At 71.0% G+C, this 18,918-nt stretch carries 17 protein-coding genes; 11 read left to right on the plus strand and 6 right to left on the minus strand.

Translation table 11 applies throughout. The features are described 5' to 3' along the window. The first annotated feature begins 6 nt into the window (after positions 1-6). The 6 genes from mtrB to H516_RS0103620 all read left to right on the plus strand — a co-directional run bounded on the left by mtrB (position 7) and on the right by H516_RS0103620 (position 9,672). The gene (gene mtrB, locus H516_RS18130; protein ID WP_022888353.1) at positions 7-1,722 is read left to right on the plus strand and encodes an MtrAB system histidine kinase MtrB; all 1,716 of its coding nucleotides are present in this window, start codon (positions 7-9) and stop codon (positions 1,720-1,722) included. Then, positions 1,715-3,418, plus strand: coding sequence for an LpqB family beta-propeller domain-containing protein (locus tag H516_RS0103600; RefSeq protein ID WP_026378376.1), 1,704 nt, complete (start codon positions 1,715-1,717; stop codon positions 3,416-3,418). The genes mtrB and H516_RS0103600 overlap by 8 nt, the downstream gene beginning before the upstream one ends. Positions 3,419-3,515: 97 nt before the next feature. Further along, complete coding sequence (locus H516_RS18135) at positions 3,516-4,310, plus strand: ComF family protein (RefSeq protein ID WP_022888355.1); 795 nt, start codon at positions 3,516-3,518, stop codon at positions 4,308-4,310. 23 nt (positions 4,311-4,333) lie between these two features. Then, positions 4,334-5,038, plus strand: coding sequence for a ribosome hibernation-promoting factor, HPF/YfiA family (gene hpf, locus H516_RS18140; protein WP_022888356.1), 705 nt, complete (start codon positions 4,334-4,336; stop codon positions 5,036-5,038). 179 nt (positions 5,039-5,217) lie between these two features. Next, the gene (secA, locus tag H516_RS0103615; protein WP_022888357.1) at positions 5,218-8,004 is read left to right on the plus strand and encodes a preprotein translocase subunit SecA; all 2,787 of its coding nucleotides are present in this window, start codon (positions 5,218-5,220) and stop codon (positions 8,002-8,004) included. Positions 8,005-8,124: 120 nt separating this feature from the next. Continuing rightward, positions 8,125-9,672, plus strand: a complete 1,548-nt coding sequence (locus tag H516_RS0103620) for a carboxylesterase/lipase family protein (RefSeq protein WP_022888358.1) — start codon at positions 8,125-8,127, stop codon at positions 9,670-9,672. A 14-nt stretch (positions 9,673-9,686) separates the two neighbouring features. Here the strand turns inward: H516_RS0103620 and H516_RS0103625 are convergent, their stop codons facing one another. After that, the gene (locus H516_RS0103625) at positions 9,687-10,139 is read right to left on the minus strand and encodes an Rv3235 family protein (protein WP_022888359.1); all 453 of its coding nucleotides are present in this window, start codon (positions 10,137-10,139) and stop codon (positions 9,687-9,689) included. Positions 10,140-10,322: 183 nt separating this feature from the next. Here H516_RS0103625 and H516_RS0103630 point away from each other — a divergent pair, with 183 nt between their 5' ends. After that, positions 10,323-10,928, plus strand: a complete 606-nt coding sequence (locus H516_RS0103630) for a hypothetical protein (RefSeq protein WP_022888360.1) — start codon at positions 10,323-10,325, stop codon at positions 10,926-10,928. A gap of 12 nt (positions 10,929-10,940) precedes the next feature. Here the strand turns inward: H516_RS0103630 and H516_RS0103635 are convergent, their stop codons facing one another. After that, complete coding sequence (locus H516_RS0103635) at positions 10,941-11,234, minus strand: helix-turn-helix domain-containing protein (protein ID WP_022888361.1); 294 nt, start codon at positions 11,232-11,234, stop codon at positions 10,941-10,943. A 133-nt stretch (positions 11,235-11,367) separates the two neighbouring features. Between H516_RS0103635 and H516_RS0103640 the strand changes: the two genes are divergently transcribed. From H516_RS0103640 to H516_RS0103650, 3 genes are read left to right on the plus strand one after another with little or no spacing between them, the layout of a single operon-like run. Continuing rightward, positions 11,368-11,994 (plus strand): hypothetical protein, encoded by a 627-nt coding sequence (locus H516_RS0103640; protein WP_022888362.1) that lies wholly within the window; start codon positions 11,368-11,370, stop codon positions 11,992-11,994. A 1-nt stretch (position 11,995) separates the two neighbouring features. Then, a complete protein-coding gene (locus H516_RS18145; RefSeq protein ID WP_022888363.1) occupies positions 11,996-13,243 on the plus strand; it encodes a CpaE/TadZ family protein in 1,248 nt (415 codons plus the stop codon). A 25-nt stretch (positions 13,244-13,268) separates the two neighbouring features. Beyond that, a complete protein-coding gene (locus H516_RS0103650) occupies positions 13,269-14,762 on the plus strand; it encodes a sensor histidine kinase (protein WP_022888364.1) in 1,494 nt (497 codons plus the stop codon). A gap of 61 nt (positions 14,763-14,823) precedes the next feature. On the opposite strand, the gene H516_RS0103655 is transcribed toward H516_RS0103650, so the two are convergent. Further along, positions 14,824-15,072 carry a WhiB family transcriptional regulator gene (locus H516_RS0103655; protein ID WP_022888365.1) on the minus strand — a complete coding sequence of 83 codons (249 nt, stop codon included), beginning with the start codon at positions 15,070-15,072 and terminating at the stop codon, positions 14,824-14,826. A gap of 198 nt (positions 15,073-15,270) precedes the next feature. On the opposite strand from H516_RS0103655, the gene H516_RS0103660 reads away from it, so the two are divergent. Then, positions 15,271-15,762: a hypothetical protein gene (locus tag H516_RS0103660; RefSeq protein ID WP_022888366.1), complete on the plus strand. Its 492-nt coding sequence runs from the start codon at positions 15,271-15,273 to the stop codon at positions 15,760-15,762. A gap of 94 nt (positions 15,763-15,856) precedes the next feature. Here H516_RS0103660 and bcp read toward each other — a convergent pair whose 3' ends face one another. From bcp to aroA, 3 genes are all read right to left on the minus strand, one after another. After that, a complete protein-coding gene (gene bcp, locus H516_RS0103665; protein WP_026378380.1) occupies positions 15,857-16,333 on the minus strand; it encodes a thioredoxin-dependent thiol peroxidase in 477 nt (158 codons plus the stop codon). Between the two features lie 66 nt (positions 16,334-16,399). Further along, on the minus strand, positions 16,400-17,440 hold the full coding sequence (rsgA, locus tag H516_RS0103670; protein WP_022888368.1) for a ribosome small subunit-dependent GTPase A: 1,041 nt from the start codon (positions 17,438-17,440) through the stop codon (positions 16,400-16,402). After that, a complete protein-coding gene (gene aroA, locus H516_RS0103675; RefSeq protein WP_022888369.1) occupies positions 17,437-18,807 on the minus strand; it encodes a 3-phosphoshikimate 1-carboxyvinyltransferase in 1,371 nt (456 codons plus the stop codon). Before aroA ends, rsgA begins: the two co-directional genes overlap by 4 nt. Positions 18,808-18,918 lie beyond the last annotated feature (111 nt).

Below are 18,918 nucleotides of genomic sequence, written 5' to 3' on the forward strand. Positions count from 1 at the left end.
CGGCGGATGACCCAGGCGGAATCCCCGACGGTGACCCTCGCCGGTCCGTGGCGCGAGGCGCCTCGGCGCCTCGCGGCGTTGTGGCGTCGCTCGCTCCAGTTCCGCACCGTCGTGATCACGCTCGCGCTCTCGTCGCTCGCGATCTTCATCATCGGCCTCTACATCTCGTTCAGCGTCGCCTCGAACCTCTTCCAGAACCAGCTCGACGAGGCGCTCAACGCCTCGAACAATGCGACGGTCGCCGCGCAGAGCATCCTGAATTCCTCCGACGCCGCTGATCGGGCGTCGCTGCAGACGTTGATGAGCTCGACCGAGCGGACGGTGCGGGCGGCGTCGGGCTCGGCTGCGATCGCCTACTTCCGTGTCGACGGCCAGCCGCCGAGCCGGGACGCACCGCCCGACCGCGGTGTCGCCGCCCTCACCGGGGTCATCACCGACGAGCTGCAGCAGCGGGTCGAAGACAATCCGGAGGGCCAGTTCTGGCAGTCGGTCGAGCTCGAGAACGACGATGGCGGCGGCGACCCCGGCGTCGTCGTGGGGTCGACGCTCAACGTGCCCCAGGCCGGTCGGTACGCCCTCTACATCGGCTACAACTTCGCCGACGCGCAGCAGACGCTCGCGTTCATGCAGGCCGTCGGCCTGGTCGGTGCCGCGGCCCTGCTGGTGCTCCTGAGTGCGATCACCCTGCTGGTCGTGCGCTGGGTGATCGAGCCGATTCGCTCCGCGGCGGCCACGAGTCGACGGCTCGCTGCCGGCGACCTCGGCGTGCGCATGCCGTCGAAGGGCGAAGACGAGCTGGCGACCCTCGCAGCCTCATTCAACGGGATGGCCGACAGCCTGCAGGCACGCATCCGCGAACTCGCCGAGCTCTCGGTCATGCAGCAGCGGTTCGTCTCCGACGTCTCGCACGAGTTGCGCACCCCGCTGACGACGATCCGGCTGGCCGGCGACGTGCTGTACGGTCAGCGCGACGACTTCCCCGGGCCGACCTCGCGCACGGTCGAACTGCTGCACACCCAGACCGAGCGTTTCGAGACACTGCTCGCCGACCTCCTCGAGATCAGCCGGTACGACGCCGGCTCGGTCGAACTCGCCACCGAACCGACGAACCTCGTGCACCTCGCCGGCGATGCGATCGAGTCGATGCACGAGCTCGCCCGTGAGCGCGGCAGCGAGCTGCGGCTCGTCGCGCCCGGAGGCCACCTCGACGCCGAGGTCGACCCACGACGCATCCGTCGCATCGTGCGAAACCTCCTCGGCAACGCGATCGAGCACGGCGAGGGGCGTCCGATCGTCGTCGCGGTCGACAGCAACGAGAGCGCGATCGCGCTCTCCGTCCGCGACTACGGGTTCGGCATGACCGAGGAGGAGAGTGCACGGGTGTTCGACCGGTTCTGGCGCGCCGACCCGAGCCGCACCCGCACGATCGGCGGTACGGGCCTCGGTCTCGCGATCTCGCTCGAAGACGCGGTCGCCCACGGCGGCACGATCGATGTCTGGTCGAAGCCCGGTGCGGGCAGCGTGTTCCGCCTCGTCCTGCCGCGGGCCGGCACGGACCCGGGTGACGTGGTTCCGCCACTCTCGCTCGAGCCCGACGACGCCGGGGCGAGCGGTCCGCCGCCCACCGGCGTCGTGACGGCGATCGGCGGCGACGCGCCCGGCGCGGCTCCGCGCGGCGGGCATGAACCGGATGCCGCGGGGCAGGTGATCCCCGGTGCGTAGGCGTCTGATCGGAGCATCCCTCGCGCTCGTGCTGGCCGCACTGCTGGGCGGCTGCGTCGCCCTGCCTTCGTCCGGTCCCGTGGCCGTCGGCAAGCCCGAGCCGGTTGAAGTGCCGCTTCTGGACACCTTCGTCGACGGACCCCTGAAGGACGGAACTCCCGAGCAGATCGTGCAGGGCTTCATCGATGCGGCCGCCGGCCCGAGCGGCAACTACCGAGTGGCGAGGGAGTTCCTCACCGAGGAGTTCAAGACCGAGTGGCAGCCGGGCGCCGGGGCGACGATCGACGTCCTCTCCGATCGCGATCTGCATGAGCCAGAGGTCGCAGAGGATGCTGCAGAGACGCAGGTCGCGGTCGACGCGACCCCCACGGCGTCGCTCACCTCGTCGGGGCAGTACGAGCTCGGCGAATCGACCGCCGAACTGACCCTGGCGTACCGGCTCGCGAAAGTCGACGGCCAGTGGCGGATCGCCGAGGCGCCGCAGGGGCTCCTCATCGACGAGTTCACGTTCACCGAGACGTTCCGCGGTTACGAGCTGTACTTCTACGATCCCGACTACCGCTACCTGGTGCCCGACCTGCGCTGGTTCGCGGGCCTCGACGCGGTGCAGACGAGCATCGTACGCGCCCTGCTGGCCGGACCGGCCGAGTGGCTCGATCCCGGCGTCGTCTCGGCATTCCCGGAGGGCGTCGAGATCGAACCCGGCTCGGTGCCGATCGCGAACGGGGTCGCGAACGTCGAGCTGTCGGGGGCGACGTTCGACGACACCCTCACGGTGCAGCGCATGCAGGAGCAGCTCGAGCAGAGTCTCGTGGGTGCGGTGCGCAACGTCGACCAGGTCGCGCTCGCGATCGACGGCGCCGTTCAGGACGTCGGCGAGCTCGCGAATCCGCCCGTGCGAAATCCCTCGGTCGATCCTCGCCCGGTCGTCTACGACGGCACGAGCTTCGGATATCTTGCGAGCTCGGGCGACGAGATCGAACCGATCGAGGGGATCTCGCCGCAGGTCGAGGGCGTCTCGCCCACCGGGGCCGCTGTCGGTCCGGCGGCCGAGCTCGTCGCCGTGCGCTCGCAGGCCGGCGTCTCGGTCATCACCCCCGGCGAAGGGCCGCTCGAGCGCGATCCGCGGGAGGACCTCATCGTGCCGGCGGTCGACCCGCACGGCGTCGTCTGGTCGGTGCCCGCGACCGCGCCCGGTGAACTCGTCGCCTACCCGCCGGGCGGCGGCGATGCCCGCCCGATCGCGGTGCCCTGGTCGGGGTCGACGATCGCCGCACTCGAGGTCTCGCGCGACGGCACCCGCATGATCGCCCTGCTCGGCGACGGGCCGCGCACCCGGTTCGTCGCGGTCTCCATCGAGCGAGACGCCGATGGGCTGCCGGTCGAGCTCGGCCCGGTCGTGCTGCGGCTCTCGGCGCTCGCCGGCACCCCGCTCGACGTCACCTGGCTCGACGCGAACCGGGTGGCCTCGCTCACTGCCGTCCCGGGCGGCGACACCCGGGTCATCGTCCAGGAGCTCGGCGGCATCCCCGAGGGGACGGCGGGGCCCGCCGACGCGTTCATGCTCGACGCCGGCAACGGCGAGGGCAGCCTGCGGGCGCTCACCCGGGCAGGAGAGCTCGACGTGCCGAGCGGGGTCGGCTGGCAGCTGCGTGCGAGCGGCATCGCGTTCGTCTCGTCGCAGATGCCCGACTGACCGGCGACGCTCCTCCACAATGCGCGCAGGAGGCGATCCGTCAACACCGGAGGTCTCGGCACGGCCGGGGCTCGGTGGGGTCGGCAGTCTGTGGAGCATGATCGCCGGAGCCCCGTTCGCCGCCCGGGCGCTCGCCCTCGCCCGCGACGCCGCGCTCGACGGACTCGCCGTGCTCGCGCCGGTGACCTGCGCGGGCTGCGGCACCGTCGACCGCGCCGTGTGCGGCGAGTGCCTCGGCGCCCTCGTGCCGGCCCCGCGAACGGTGACGCGCCCGCTCCCGCATCTCGATGCGCCGATCGTCGTCCACGCCGCGCTCGAGTATTCGGGAGCCGTTGCGGCCGTCCTCGCCGCGTTCAAGGACGGCGGCCGCACGGACGCCGCGCGTCCCCTCGCGCGTGCCCTGCGCACGGCCGTCTCCGCCGCGCTCGCCGAGGCCGTGCCGGGCGTCTCCGTCGAGATCTGCACGGTGCCTTCGACTCGACGTGCACTGCGCGAGCGGGGCTATGCACCCGTCGAGCTGTTGCTCGCTCGCAGCGGTCTCCGCTCGGCCGGTGTCCTTCGCCTCGCTCGCGACCGCGTCGACCAGGCGGGGCTCGACGAGGCGGCACGTCGGGTGAACGCCGCGGGCGCACTCGTCGCCGCGCGCCCGCTCCACGGGCGCCGCTTCCTGCTCGTCGACGACATCCTCACCACGGGGTCGACGCTCGCCGAATCGGCCCGCGCCGTGCGCTCGGCGGGCGGTTCGCTCGCGGGTTCCGCAGTGCTCGCCGAGACGCCGCTGCGTCGCATTCGGCTCTCGGCGAACTCTGCGGAAACGCCTCGTGACAATGGCGGTGAAGCGGGCTACGGTGGCAGGACAGGCGTGGTCGATCCACCCTTCAGAACCGGGTGACACGCCGGTGAACGGAGGTCGTCATGGAACTGAACATCGTCGGACGAAACCTGGGGATCACGGACCGCTTCCGCGCCTATGCGACGGAGAAGTCCGAGAAGGTCACGCACTTGAACGACCGTGCCATCTCCCTCGACGTGAAGCTCAGCCGTCACAACGAGAAGAACGGCAACCCCGGTCTCGACCGCGTCGAACTGACCCTGTTCGGCAAGGGGCCGGTGGTGCGGGCGGAGGCCGACGGCACCGACAAGTACGCGGCGTTCGACGTGGCGCTCGGGCGATTGCTCGAACGCATCAGGAGGGCGAAGGATCGGCGGAAGGTCCATCGAGGAGGCAACCATCGCCACACCTCCCTCCGTGAGGCCACCGATGCCGGCTTCACCGAGGTCGGCGTACAGGCCGCGGCACCCGAGGTGCTGGAGCGGGTGCGCACCGGGGCGATCCCCGTCGTGGCGGAGACCGACGGGATCGAGGAGGACGAGGTCTACAGCCCTGTCGTGATCAGGCGCAAGGTCTTCGCATCGACGCCCATGACCGTCGACGACGCGCTGTACTTCATGGAGCTCGTCGGGCACGACTTCTACCTCTTCGTCGACGCCGAGTCGAACCGCCCGAGTGTGGTCTACCGCCGCAAGGGCTGGGACTACGGGCTCATCGGCCTCGACGAGCACTCAGACGCCGTGCTCGACAGCCCCGTGACGAAGGGCCGCGAGCCCGTGGCATCCTGACCGCCTTCATGCACTGAACCGGCGACCCCGCTCCGCATCGCACGATGCGGAGCGGGGTCGCTCAGGCTGCGGCCCACTAGCATGGCTATGATGACCGCTGGAGAGGCGGCAGTGGGCGCCGCCGCCACCCGAGGCGGGCACCGACGACGCAGCGCCCGATGAAACACAGGAGAACATTCGTGGCTTCGATTCTTGAAAAGGTCCTCCGCGTCGGCGAGGGCCGAACCCTCAAACGGCTCGAGAACTACGCGGCGGCGATCAACGCCCTCGAGGACGGCTTCCAGGCGCTCAGCGACGAGGAGCTGAAGCACGAGACCGTCGAGCTTCGCGAGCGCTACGCGAGCGGCGAGTCGCTCGACGATCTGCTGCCCGAGGCCTTCGCCGCCGTCCGCGAGGCCTCGCGCCGCACGCTCGGCCTCCGTCACTTCGACGTGCAGCTCATGGGCGGCGCCGCCCTCCACCTCGGCAACATCGCGGAGATGAAGACCGGAGAGGGCAAGACCCTCGTCGCGACGACCGCCGCGTACCTCAACGCGCTCACGAGCCGCGGCGTGCACGTGATCACGGTGAACGACTTCCTCGCGAGCTACCAGTCCGAGCTGATGGGCCGCGTCTTCCGCGCCCTCGGCATGACGACCGGATGCATCGTCGCCGGCCAGACCCCGCAGGTTCGCCGCGAGCAGTACGCGGCCGACATCACCTACGGCACGAACAACGAGTTCGGCTTCGACTACCTGCGCGACAACATGGCGTGGCAGGCCTCCGACATGGTCCAGCGCGGCCACCACTTCGCGATCGTCGACGAGGTCGACTCGATCCTCATCGACGAGGCGCGCACCCCGCTCATCATCTCGGGCCCGGCCTCGGGCGAGGCGAACCGCTGGTTCGCAGAGTTCGCGCGGCTCGCCGGTCGGCTCGTGCCCGGCGAGGACTTCGAGGTCGACGAGAAGAAGCGCACGGTCGGCGTGCTCGAGCCCGGGATCGAGAAGGTCGAAGACTACCTCGGCATCGAGAACCTCTACGAGTCGGCGAACACGCCGCTCATCTCGTTCCTCAACAACTCGATCAAGGCCAATGCGCTGTTCAAGCGCGACAAGGACTACGTGGTCATGAACGGCGAGGTGCTCATCGTCGACGAGCACACCGGCCGCATCCTCGTGGGTCGCCGCTACAACGAGGGCATCCACCAGGCGATCGAGGCGAAGGAGGGGGTGCAGGTCAAGGCCGAGAACCAGACCCTCGCCACCGTCACGCTCCAGAACTACTTCCGCCTCTACGGCAAGCTCTCCGGAATGACCGGCACCGCAGAGACCGAGGCGGCCGAGTTCATGTCGACCTACAAGCTCGGCGTCGTGCCGATCCCGACGAACAAGCCGATGGTGCGCATCGACCAGTCCGACCTCGTCTACAAGAACGAAGAGGTGAAGTTCGCCCAGGTCGTCGAAGACATCGTCGAGCGACACAAGAACGGACAGCCCGTCCTCGTCGGCACGACGAGCGTCGAGAAGAGCGAGTACCTCTCGCGCCTGCTCGCGAAGAAGGGCGTGCGGCACGAGGTGCTGAACGCGAAGAACCACGCCCGCGAGGCGGCGATCGTGTCGCAGGCGGGCCGGCTCGGCGCGGTCACCGTCGCCACGAACATGGCCGGCCGCGGCACCGACATCATGCTCGGCGGCAACGCCGAGTTCATCGCCGTCCAGCAGATGCACGAGAAGGGCCTCTCGCCGGCCGAGACGCCCGAAGAGTACGAGGCGGCCTGGGACGGCGTGTTCGAGGCCGTCAAGGCCGAGGTCGACGTCGAGGCCGCGAAGGTGCTCGCCGCGGGAGGGCTCTACGTGCTCGGAACCGAACGGCACGAGTCCCGCCGCATCGACAACCAGCTGCGCGGTCGCTCGGGCCGTCAGGGCGACCCCGGCGAGAGCCGCTTCTACCTCTCGCTGACCGACGACCTCATGCGGCTCTTCAACGCCGGTGCGGCTGAGAGCCTGATGTCGCGCGGCGTGCCCGACGACGTCGCGATCGAGTCGAAGGTCGTCTCGCGTGCGATCCGCTCGGCGCAGTCGCAAGTCGAGGCCCGCAATGCCGAGATCCGCAAGAACGTCCTGAAGTACGACGACGTCCTCAACCGCCAGCGCGAGGCGATCTACGGCGATCGCCGTCACATCCTCGAGGGCGACGACCTGCACGAGCGCACCCAGAAGTTCCTCGAGGACGTGATCGACGAGGTGCTCGCGCAGCACACCGCCGAGGGCAACCCCGACGAGTGGGACTTCGACGCCCTCTGGACCGAGCTGAAGACCCTCTACCCGGTCGGCATCACGATCGACGAGGTCGTCGCCGAGGCGGGCGAGAAGGGTCGCGTCAACCGCGAGTTCGTGCGCCGGGAGATCCTCTCCGACGCGAAGCTCGCGTATCAGGCTCGCGAAGAGCAGCTCGGCAGCCCGGCGATGCGCGAACTCGAGCGCCGCGTCGTGCTCTCGGTCATCGATCGACGGTGGCGCGACCACCTCTATGAGATGGACTACCTGAAGGACGGCATCGGCCTGCGCGCGATGGCCCAGCGCGACCCGCTCGTCGAGTACCAGCGCGAGGGCTTCGCGATGTTCCAGCAGATGATGGGCTCGATCCGCGAGGAGACCGTCGGCTTCCTGTTCAACCTCGAGGTCGAGGTCGCACCGCAGGGCGGTTCGGGCGCGACGATCGAGGCGAAGGGGCTCGGCCGTCAGGGCGCGTCCGACGACAAACTCAGCTACACGGCGCCGAGCGACTCGGGCGGCGTCGAGGTGCGCAACCAGCGCGGCCAGGTGCAGCAGGCCGCGACCCAGCGTGCTCGACGTGCGGTCGCCGAGGGCCAGGCGCCCGCGGCCGAGGCCGAGCGTGGGGCCTTCGGCCAGCGTGCGGGCAGCGGCGAGGTCGCCCCGCAGAACCGCTCGGAGCGTCGCGCCCAGGAGCGCAAGGGGCGCTGAGCCCCTCCCGCCCGCGGCCCGCGTGTTCCTCGAACACGCGGGCCGCGGCCGTTCGGCACGGTCTGCGCGGGACGCCCGGCGACCCGTACGATCGGAGCATCGCCCACTCGAGGAGGAGCCATGGCGTCACGACCCGACGATGCGGCCGCACTGCAGACCGACCAGATCGACGAACCGCGCGAGGCGGTGGTCGTCGGGGTCGGCAGCGGGGTGCTGCGGGGCTCGCGCGCCGACGGCATCGCCCGCTTCCTCGGGGTGCCCTACGCCTCGGCACCGTTCGGGCCGCTGCGCTTCGCACCACCCTCTGCGCACCCGGGCTGGTCGGGCGAGCGGGATGCCACGCGCCCGGGCGCGACCGCGCCCCAGGCGCCCTACGGCGGCGGTCTCGAGCAGGTGCTGCCGAGCGTCGCGGTGGCGGGCGACGAGATCCTGAACGTGAACGTCTGGACGCCCGAGACGGGGCAGACCGCGCCGTCGCCCGCGGGCGACGGCGTCGGCGGCTCGGAAGCACCGGCCGAGGGGCGCGCGCTGCGACCCGTGCTCGTCTGGGTGCACGGCGGAGCACTCTCGCGTGGCGCGAACGCCCTCGACAGCTACGACGGCAGTACCTTCGCCCGCGACGGCGTCGTGTTCGTCGCGATCAACTACCGGCTCGGCTCCGAGGGGTTCTCGGTGCTCGAGGGGGCGCCGCTGAACCTCGGACTCCTCGACGTCATCGCCGCGCTCCGCTGGGTTCGACATGAGATCCACGCGTTCGGCGGCGACCCGGAGCAGATCACCGTCGCCGGGCAGTCGGCGGGCGCATCGCTCATCGCGGCCGCGCTCGCGCATCCCGACGGAGCAGGGCTCGCCGGCCGCGCCATCCTGCAGAGCGGGCCGCTCGCCGCCCGTTCCCGCGAGCGGGCCGGGCGCATCACCCGCCTCATCGCGAAAGACCTCGGTATCGCCGCGGAGCGCGACGCCTTCGCCGCGGTCGCCCCCGACGACCTCGTCGCCGCGCAGTTGCGCGTCACTGCCGGCACGACGCCGGTGACCGGCGGTCCGGGCTTCGCGCTCGCGATCGGCGACGGCCTGCCCGATCCCGAGGCGGCGCTGGGCGCGGGTGCCGCCGACGCGATCCCGGTGCTCATCGGATCGACCCGAGAGGAGGCGCGGCTCTGGCTCGAGCCGACCGGGCTCACGGCGCGTATCAGCGCCCTGCATCTGGCAGCGGCCCGGCTCAACTTCAAGATCCGCGGTGCGACGATGCGCGTCTATCGGCGCAACCGGCCCGGCGCGAGCCGTGGCGAGTTGTTCGGGGCGCTCGCGACCGACCTGCTGCTCCGGCTTCCGATCAATCGTCTCGCCGATGCCCGGCTGCGGCGCGGCGCCGCGACCTGGGTCTACGAATTCGCCTGGTCGAGCCCTCGCCTCGGCCTCGGTGCGGCACATTGCATGGAGCTTCCGGCGGTCTTCGACCGGCTCGACGCGGCGGACGGGCTCGCGCTCACCGGGGGAGAAGCGCCCGAATCGCTCGCCGGTGAGATGCACGACGCGTGGGTCGCCATCGCCAGGCACGGCGACCCGGGCTGGGAGCGGTGGACGGCCGATCGCCCAGTACGGACCTTCGACACGGAGACGCGCACCGTGCTCGGCCCCAGGGAGGACGAGCGCGCGAGCTGGGACTGAGATCTCGCGGGGGCTCAGAGCACGCTGACGGCGCTCGCGCGCCAGCGCCGATCGAAGCCCTCGAGGCGGATGGCGACGGCTCGCGAGCGCGCACGCTGATGCACCATCACCACGGCCTCGACGACCCCCTCGGCGGGTTGGTGGAGATGGACTCGACCGACCGCGAACGTGGGGCGCTGCGCCTGCTGCCCCTTCACCCGGCGTGCCCTGGCCGCGAGCACGACCCGCTTCGACAGGGCACGGTAGACGTCGTCGGTGACCCAGCGGGCCACCTGCTCGAGATCGCGCGCGCCCGCGAGCGATTCGAGGACGCAATGCGTGAGATTGCGCAGCAGCGGCTCGGGGTCGGGGAGCTCGGAGCTCCGCGTCGGCTGGCGTGCGAAGTACTCGTCGTCGAGTTCGAGGTGGTGGGCGGCATTGCCCTGCACCGCGGCCGTTCGGGCGGCTGCGGCATCGCGTGCGGTCATCTTTGCTCCAGTAGGGCTGGGAGTCGCCGGCCGTTCGGGGCAGCGACGGGGGTCACCCCCCGAGAGGGGGACAGGAGTCACTCACTGAAGTGAAATTTAGGGAGGGCACCGGATCGTGTCAAGAGATTTCTCGGGCTGTGGAGAACTCGGGCGTGATCGGGCATCACCGGGTAGCGTCGCTGCATGCGCTGGGACCTGCTGTTCGACGACCTCGAGTCGCAGCTCGACCGCGAGCAGCACGACGAGCAGCGGGCACTCGCGCTCGAAGAGGAGCGGCTTCGGCTCGGTCGTCTCACCATGCGCGATCGACTCGCCGCCATCGCGCGTGCGAGTGAAGTCGGGGGAGCCGGCGACGAACTCGTGCGCATCGAACTGCAGGGCGGCACGGTGCTGGGCGTCCGCCCGCTCGGCTTCGGCCGTGACTGGATGAGCGCCGAGATCCGCCACCATGGGCGACCGGTCGAGCAGTGCATCGTGCCGCTCTCGGCGGTGGCCGCGATCCTGCCCGGTCGCGGGCAGCTCGATCCGAGCCTCGCGGTGCTGCCCGAGGCATCCGTTCGACTGGCCGAACGCATCGGCCTGGCCTTCGTGCTGCGCGATCTCTGCCGGCGCCGCACCGCCGTGCAGATCACGACCGTCGACGGAACCGTGCACGGAACGATCGACCGTGTCGCTCGCGACCACCTCGATCTCGCCCTGCACGAACCGGGCAGCGCGCGCCGTGAGCGCGAGGTGCACGGCTACCGCATCGTGCCGCTCGCGCGGCTGCTGCTGGTGCGCTTCAGCTGAGCCGGCCCGGCGTCAGTCGACGGGGCGGACGCGACCGCTGCGGGCTCCCGAGAGCTCGGTGATGTTCGCGAACTCGCCCTCGTTCCACGCCACGCCCACTCGCGTCTCTTCGTACTGAAGGTCGATCCAGACCTCGAGCTGGGCGCGCTCGATGCGCCAGGGGCCCGACGTGCCGACCCGGATCGCCGGGAGCTCGCCGCTGCGGATCAGCTCGTCGACCGTCGCGACGGAGACGGCGAGGATCTCGGCCGCGTCGGCGATCGTGAGGAAGCGGCCGAGTTCGCCGCCCGAACCGGGTGAGGTCATGTCTCGATTATCGACCCGATGGCGGTGCACGGGGGTGAGCCCGAGCCGCTGTGGATAACTTCGGGACGTTCGTCGCGCTTCGGGCGACGATGGGTGCGGTGCACGCGCGCCGATGACAGAGGAGGCAGGACCGATGACCGCTCGCAGCCGAGGCGAACGCGGAGCCGTGAGGCTCGATCCCAGGCTCCTCATCGGCCTCGTGCTCGTGGCGGGTTCGACGTTCGGGGTCTGGGCGCTCGTCTCAGGTCTCGACGACACGGTCGAGGTCTACGTCGCACGCGAGACGCTCGTTCCCGGAACCCCGCTCGAGCTCGGCGATCTCGACACCGCCTCGGTGCGACTCGGCACGAGCGAGCAGCACTACCTCCTCGTCGAGGGCGCACCCGACTCGTCGCTCGTCGTCGCGCGCACCGTGCCGTCGGGGGAGCTCGTTCCCGTCGCCGCCGTCGACGACGCCGACCGCACCGGACTGTCGACGGTCGTGGTGCCGAGCCGGGGCCCGCTGCCGAGCGGGCTCGAGGCCGGGTCGCGGGTCGACGTCTGGTCGGCGAAGGCGACCGAGCGCAGTGGCTTCGAGGCCCCCAAGGTCCTCGTCGGCGGGGCCGAGATCGCCGCCCTCGTCGAGGAGGGCGGAATGATGGCCTCAGAGGGCGCGTCGGTCGAACTCCTGATCCCTCGTGAGAAGGTCGCCGCCCTGCTCGAGGCGCTCGCCGCGGGCGACGCCATCGACCTCGTCGCGACGAGAACGACGGGCGACTGAGATGGCCCGCCTCGCGCTCGCGCTCGACGCCTCGACCGAGGATCGCCTGCTGCCCGACCTCGTCGAACACGGCCACACGGTCGTCGCACGGCTCGTCGGCTGGAGCGACGTGGTCGAGAGCCTCGATGTGCTGGCACCCGACGTCGTCGTCGTCGGCGCGGGTCGCGGCACCCTGAGCGCAGAACTGCTCGCTGCGTGCGACGAGCGCGGCGTCCGTCTCGTGGGCGTCGCAGCGAACGATGCCGATCGAGCGCACGCCGGCGCGCTCGGAGTGCACGAGCTCGTCGACGGCGACACCGAGTGGGCCGAGATCGAGTCTCTCGTCAGCGGCGGGGTGGCCGTGCCCTCGCGCATCGGCGGCCCGGGCGACGACGGGTCGCCCACGGGCGGCACCATCGCCGTCTGGGGGGCGGCCGGCGCACCCGGCCGCACCACGCTCGCGGTCAACATCGCGGCCGAGCTGGCCGCCGCAGGCCACCGTGTCGCACTCGTCGACGCCGACCCGTACGGCGGCAGCATCGCACCGGTCCTCGGGCTCCTCGACGAGACTCCCGGATTCGCGGCGGCCTGCCGGCTCGCGGGCGCCGGCGCGCTCGACCGTGCGGAGCTCGAACGCATCGCGCAGCGCTATTCCGCGCCGCGCGCCTCCTTCGACGTCTTCACCGGGCTCGTCGGTCCGAGCCGGTGGCCCGAGCTCTCGCACGAGCGCGCGCGCAGCGCCCTCGTGACGATGCGAGAGCATTTCGAGTACCTCGTGATCGACACCGGGTTCAGCCTCGAGCGCGATGAGGAGCTCACGAGCGACCAGTTCGCGCCCCGACGGAACGCCGCGACCTTCGCCGCCCTCGAATCGGCCGACCGGGTCATCGCGGTCGGCCTCGCCGACCCCGTGGGCCTCTCGCGCATGCTCCGCGGGTACGACGAACTCGGCTCGCTGGTCGACCCCGCGCTCATCGACGTCGTCGTCAACCGGGTCCGGCAGAGCGCACTCGGCATCGACGCGCACGCGCAGGTGCGCCAGACGCTGCGCCGATTCGCCGGGATCACCGACGCCGTGCTGCTGCCGCACGACGGTCGGGCCGCCGACGCAGCGATCCTCAGCGCGCGAACTCTGCGCGACGCAGCGGGGCGCGCACCGCTGCGGTCGGCGCTCCGCGCGTACGTGCTCGGCTCGATCCTGCCCGAGCCCGATCCGGTCCCGCGGCGCACGCTCGCGCTGCCCCTGCTCCGTCGCGCTGCGGCGAGCTGAGGCATCCGCGCACTACGCTGGATCCGTGTCGACCCTCAGTGAACTCGTCCTCGCCCAGGGCCGCAGCAGTCAGGCCGATGTCGACTGGCTGCACATGCTCGTCGGCGACCTCCAACTGCTCGCCGATCTCGCGTTCGCCGACATCGTGCTGTGGGTGCCGTCCGGCGACGACGACTTCGTCGCGGTCGCGCACTCCCGCCCCTCGAGCGCGGCGACGCTCTTCTACCGCGACTTCGTCGGGCAGGGCATCAAGCCCCAGTGGCGAGACCTCGTGACCGAGGCGTTCGGCTCCGCCCGTATCGCCGACTCCTCGGCCCCCGACTGGTACGAGGAGATGCCGACGCGGGTGCGGGCGGTCCCCGTGATGCGTCGCATCAACTCGACCGGCACGGCGATCGCGGCCGAACCGGTCGCCGTGATCACCCGGCACACGAACCTCGGTGCGACCCGCACGCCGAGCCGGCAGGAGCTCACGTTCAACGAGTGCGCCGAAGAACTCTTCCAGATGATCGCCTCGGGCGACTTCCCCGACCTGGGCGCACCCACGGGACCCAGGCGCGGCGCCCCGCGCGCGTCCGACGGCCTGATCCGACTCGACATCGACGGAATCACGACCTTCGCGAGCCCCAACGCCCTCTCGGCGTTCAACCGGATGGGTTTCGACGACGAACTCGAGGGCGAGTCGCTCGCCGAGGTGACGACCGCCCTCCTCGGCGGCAAGCTCGTCGTCGACGAGTCGTTGCCGCTCGTCGTGACCGGGCGCGCGCCGTGGCGCACCGACGTCGAGTCGCGCGGCGTGACGGTGTCGCTGCGGGCGATCCCCATCCGCCGGCGTGGCGACCGCATCGGAGCGATCGTGCTCACGCGCGACGTCACCGAGCTCCGTCACCAGGAGCAGGAGCTCATCACCAAGGACGCGACGATCCGCGAGATCCACCACCGGGTGAAGAACAACCTGCAGACCGTTGCGTCGCTGCTGCGCATCCAGGCGCGCCGCACCCACTCCGACGAGGCGCGCGATGCGCTGACGCAGGCCATGCGCCGGGTCGGCGCGATCGCCGTCGTGCACGACACGCTCTCGACGGGGCTCTCGCAGAACGTCGATTTCGACGAGGTGTTCGACCGGGCGCTGCTCCTGGTCGCCGAGGTGGCGTCGGCGCACAACACGACGGCGCATCCGAAGCGCACGGGATCGTTCGGCGTGCTGCCGAGCGAGTATGCGACCCCCCTCGCCCTCGCACTCACCGAGCTCGTGACGAACGCGGTCGAGCACGGCCTCGCCGGTCAGGAGGGCGACGTCGAGATCATCGCCGACCGTTCGCAGACCGAACTCACAGTGCAGGTGCGCGACACGGGCGCCGGCCTGCCCGAGGGCAAGGTCGGCGAAGGTCTCGGCACGCAGATCGTGCGCACGCTCATCCAGGGCGAGCTCGGCGGCACGATCGACTGGCACACGGTGGTCGGTCGCGGCACCGAGGTCACGATCGAGATCCCGCTGCGCTGGATCACCCAGCCCTAGCAGCGAAAGATGCTCCGGTGTCCGCCGAACGCGGACCCCGGAGCATCCGAAGCGATTGAGCTCAGCCCGCGCGGCGGGCGCGAGCGGCGCGGCGCTTGAGGGCGCGGCGCTCGTCCTCCGAGAGGCCTCCCCAGACGCCCGAGTCCTGACCGGTCTCGAGGGCGTACTGCAGGCAGATCTCGGTGACGGTGCAGCGGGCGCAGACCGTCTTGGCCTTCTCGATCTGATCGACGGCAGGGCCGGTGTTGCCGACCGGGAAGAAGAGTTCCGGGTCTGCGGTGAGGCAGGCGGCCTTGTCGCGCCAATCCATGGAGATGCTCCTTGCGTGTACTTCGTTCGCAGACGCGCACGATTGCGCTTGCCGGTGAGGGCTGCTGCAGGGGGAAAGTCGAATCTCGGGAAGTAGGATCATGAATGATCGGCTCACGTCCCTGTGAGCATCAATTCGACCTCATAAATGGTCGCATAGTGGAGAGACCGAATCAATAGCCATGTATGGGACAACGCTGTGAATCGACGAGACGAGACGCGGCCCGAGGCATCCGGTCATGGTCCGAACGAGTCGGTCGGCGCTGACCAGCCCATCGAGGCGACGCAGGACGGCGGCGCGCGCGCGGCCCTCGTGGTCGTGAGCGTCGTGCTCTTCGCGGAGGCACTGCTCATGGTCGGGCTCGTGATCTGGCTGCTGTTCGACCTGTTCACGCTCGAACCCTCGTCGATGGCGACGGCGATCGCGCTCCTCGTACTCGTGGTGATCGGCGCCGTCTGGGTGTCCGCTGTCGCGTTCGCGTCGTTGCGGCGAGCCCCGTGGTCGCGCGCGGCGGCGATCGTCTGGCAGATCCTCCAGATCTCGGTGGCCGTCGGCGCCTTTCAGGGGCTGTTCGCGCGCCCCGATCTCGGGTGGGCGCTGCTCGTGCCCGCGGTCACCGTCATCGGCCTGCTGCTCTGGACGCCGGTGCGGGTCGCGTACTCGCGCCCCGAGGACCAACCCGCCGCCTGACGCGGCGCCTCGGACGGACGCGAACGGGCCCGGCCGCTGGTGCGGCCGGGCCCGTTCGGCGAGTCGGTCGGGTCGCTCCGACTCGACGGCAGGCTCAGGCGTCGAGACCGAGCTCGCGTCGTATCCGCGCGACGTGCCCGGTGGCCTTCACGTTGTACATCGCGCGCTCGATACGGCCGTCTTCGCCGATGATGAAGGTCGAACGGATGGAGCCCACGACGATCTTGCCGTAGAGCGACTTCTCGCCCCAGACGCCGTACAGCTGCTGCACCGCGAGGTCGGGGTCGGAGAGCAGGGTGAAGTTCAGGCGGTCGCGCTCGGCGAACCGGGCGAGCTTCGGGGCGTCGTCCTTCGAGACTCCGATCACGCGGATGCCGGCGCCCTTGAAGGAGTTGAGGCTGTCGCGGAAGTCGCAGGCCTCGGTGGTGCAGCCCGGGGTCATCGCCTCGGGGTAGAAGTAGAGGACGACCTTCGTTCCGCGCAGCGATGAGAGGGTGACGGGGTCGCCGTTCTGATCGTCGAGCGTGAAGTCGGGGGCGAGGTCGCCTTGGCCAAGTCGTGCATCGGTCATGTCACCCATCGTAGGCACGCTTCGATGCGCGGATGCTCCGTGCCCGTGCCGTGCGGTCGAAGCGGGTCAGGCGAAGGTCGCGAGCAGCCGCTGCAACGAGTCGAGGCGGGCGCGGCCGGTTTCGCCGAGCTCTCCGGCCTCGACCGCCTCGACGATCGCGCAGTCGGGCGAATCGGGCAGGTGCGTGCAGCCGCGCGGGCAGTCTTCGGCGAGGCGGGCGAGATCGGTGAAGGCCCCGAGGATGTTCGCCGGGTCGACGTGGCCGAGCCCGAACGAGCGCACGCCGGGGGTGTCGATCACCCAGCCCATTCGCCCCTCGTGCTCGATGCGGAGCGAGACCGTCGACGAAGACGTGTGCCGGCCGCGGCCGGTCACGACGTTGACGTGGCCGGTCGCCCGGTGGGCGCTCGGCACGAGGGCGTTGACGAGCGTCGACTTGCCGACGCCCGAGTGCCCGACGAACACCGTGCGATGCCCGATGAGCGACTCGGTGATCTCGGCGAGCGGCATCTCGTCGCTGCGCGAGCGGAAGACGGGCAGTTCGAGGCCGGGGAAGTTGTGGAGGAACTCGTCGGGGTCGGCGAGGTCGGTCTTCGTCATGCAGAGCAGCGGGCGGATGCCGGCGTCGAACGCCGCCACGAGGTAGCGGTCGATGAGCCGCACCCGCGGCTCGGGATTCGCCGCCGCGACGACGATGAGCATCTGGTCGGCGTTCGCGACGATGACCCGCTCGACCTCGTCGGTGTCGTCGGCGCTTCGGCGGAGGAGCGTCGTGCGCTCCTGCACGCGCACGATGCGCGCGAGGGTGCCCGCCTCGCCCGAGGCGTCGCCGACGAGGTCGACCCGGTCGCCCGTCACGACCGACTTGCGGCGCAGCTCGCTCGCGCGGGCCGCCGTCACCTCGCGCTCGTGCGCACCGCCCTCGTCGACGAGCACCGAGTAGCGGCCGCGGTCGACGCCGAGCACGGTGCCGGCGACGGCATCGGCGTGCTCGGGGCGCGTCTTCGTGCGTGGGCGCGAGCCGCGCCGGTTCGGGCGCACCCTGACGGCGGACTCGTCGAACTCGGGCTCGTCGTCCTCGTCGTCGTCGGTGCTCCACCAGCTCATGCGAGCAGCCGCTCCCAGAGCTCGGTGAACTGCGGCAGCGTCTTGCCCGTCGAGGCGATGTCGTCGACGACGACGCCCGGCACCGCGAGCCCGATGATCGCCCCGCTCGTCGCCATGCGGTGGTCGGCGTACGCGTGCCACAGGCCGCCCTGGAGCGGCGCGGGCTCGATGTGCAACCCGTCGGGCAGTTCGGTGACGCGCCCGCCGAGCGCGTTCAACTCGTGGGCGAGGGCGGCGAGCCGGTCGGTCTCATGGTGGCGGATGTGCCCGATGCCGGTGATCGTCGAGGGCTCGTCGGCGAGCGCCGCGAGGGCGACGAGATTGGGTGCGAGTTCGCCCGCCTCCGAGAGATCGAGTTCGACGCCCCGGATGCCTCGGCCGCCGCCCTCCGAGGGCGTCGGCGCGTGCACGGTGAGGCGGTCGCCGTCGAGCTCGACCCGAGCGCCGAAGCGGGGGAGCAGCTCGGCGAGCTGCGCGCCCACCTGCGTCGTGGTCTCGGGCCACCCGACGATCGTGACCGAGCCGCCGGCGACGAGTGCGGCGACGAGGAACGGGGCCGCATTCGAGAGATCGGGTTCGAGCTCGACGTCGATCGCACGGATCGGCCCCGGGCCCACCACCCAGCGGCCGGTCTCGGGGGTCGCGACCTCGACGCCGCGCGCGGCGAGGGTTTCGATCGTCATCTCGATGTGCGGCAGGCTCGGCAGCCGCTCGCCGACATGACGGAGGTCGAGCCCCCGCTCGAAGCGGGGCGCGGACAGCAGCAGGCCCGAGACGAACTGGCTCGACGCCGAGGCGTCGATCTCGAGGGAGCCCCCCGCGACGCGGCCGGTGCCGTGCACGGTGAAGGGCAGCGTGCCTCGCCGGTCGTCGTCGAGGTCGACGCCGAGCCCCTTGAGGCCGTCGATGACGCCCGACATCGGGCGCTTGCGCGCGTATTCGTCACCGTCGAACGTGGTCGGGCCGAGCGCGAGTGCGGCGACCGCAGGCATGAAGCGCATCACGGTGCCCGCGAGTCCGCAGTCGATCGTCGTCGAACCGAGCAGCTCGTCGGCCGGAGTGATGCGCAGGTCGTCGCCGAACTCGCCGCGGCCGGGCAGACGCTCGAAACCGGTGCCCAGGGCGCGCAGCGCCTCGACCATCAGCTCGCTGTCGCGCGACCAGAGCGGCGCGCGCAGGGTCGACGGACCGTCGGCGAGTGCGGCGAGCACGAGCTCGCGGTTGGTCAGCGATTTCGACCCCGGGAGCGACACGAGCGCGGACAGCGGTGACGTCGCGACCGGCGCGCGCCACCCGGCATCCGTCTCGGTCGTCTTGTTGTCGCCGTACGGATCGAACTCGGGCTCGGAATACCTCGAAATCTGCATCGGTTATCAACAGTAGCGTCAGGGACGCGGGAGGAGATGGTGCGGATGTCGCTTGCGGTACTCGAACGACCGGTCGACGGACCCCGAACCCGGGGCCGGGCGCACGGGCGG

Origin of the sequence: Agromyces italicus DSM 16388 (genome assembly GCF_000421545.1) — a bacterium.
Lineage (GTDB): Bacteria > Actinomycetota > Actinomycetes > Actinomycetales > Microbacteriaceae > Agromyces > Agromyces italicus.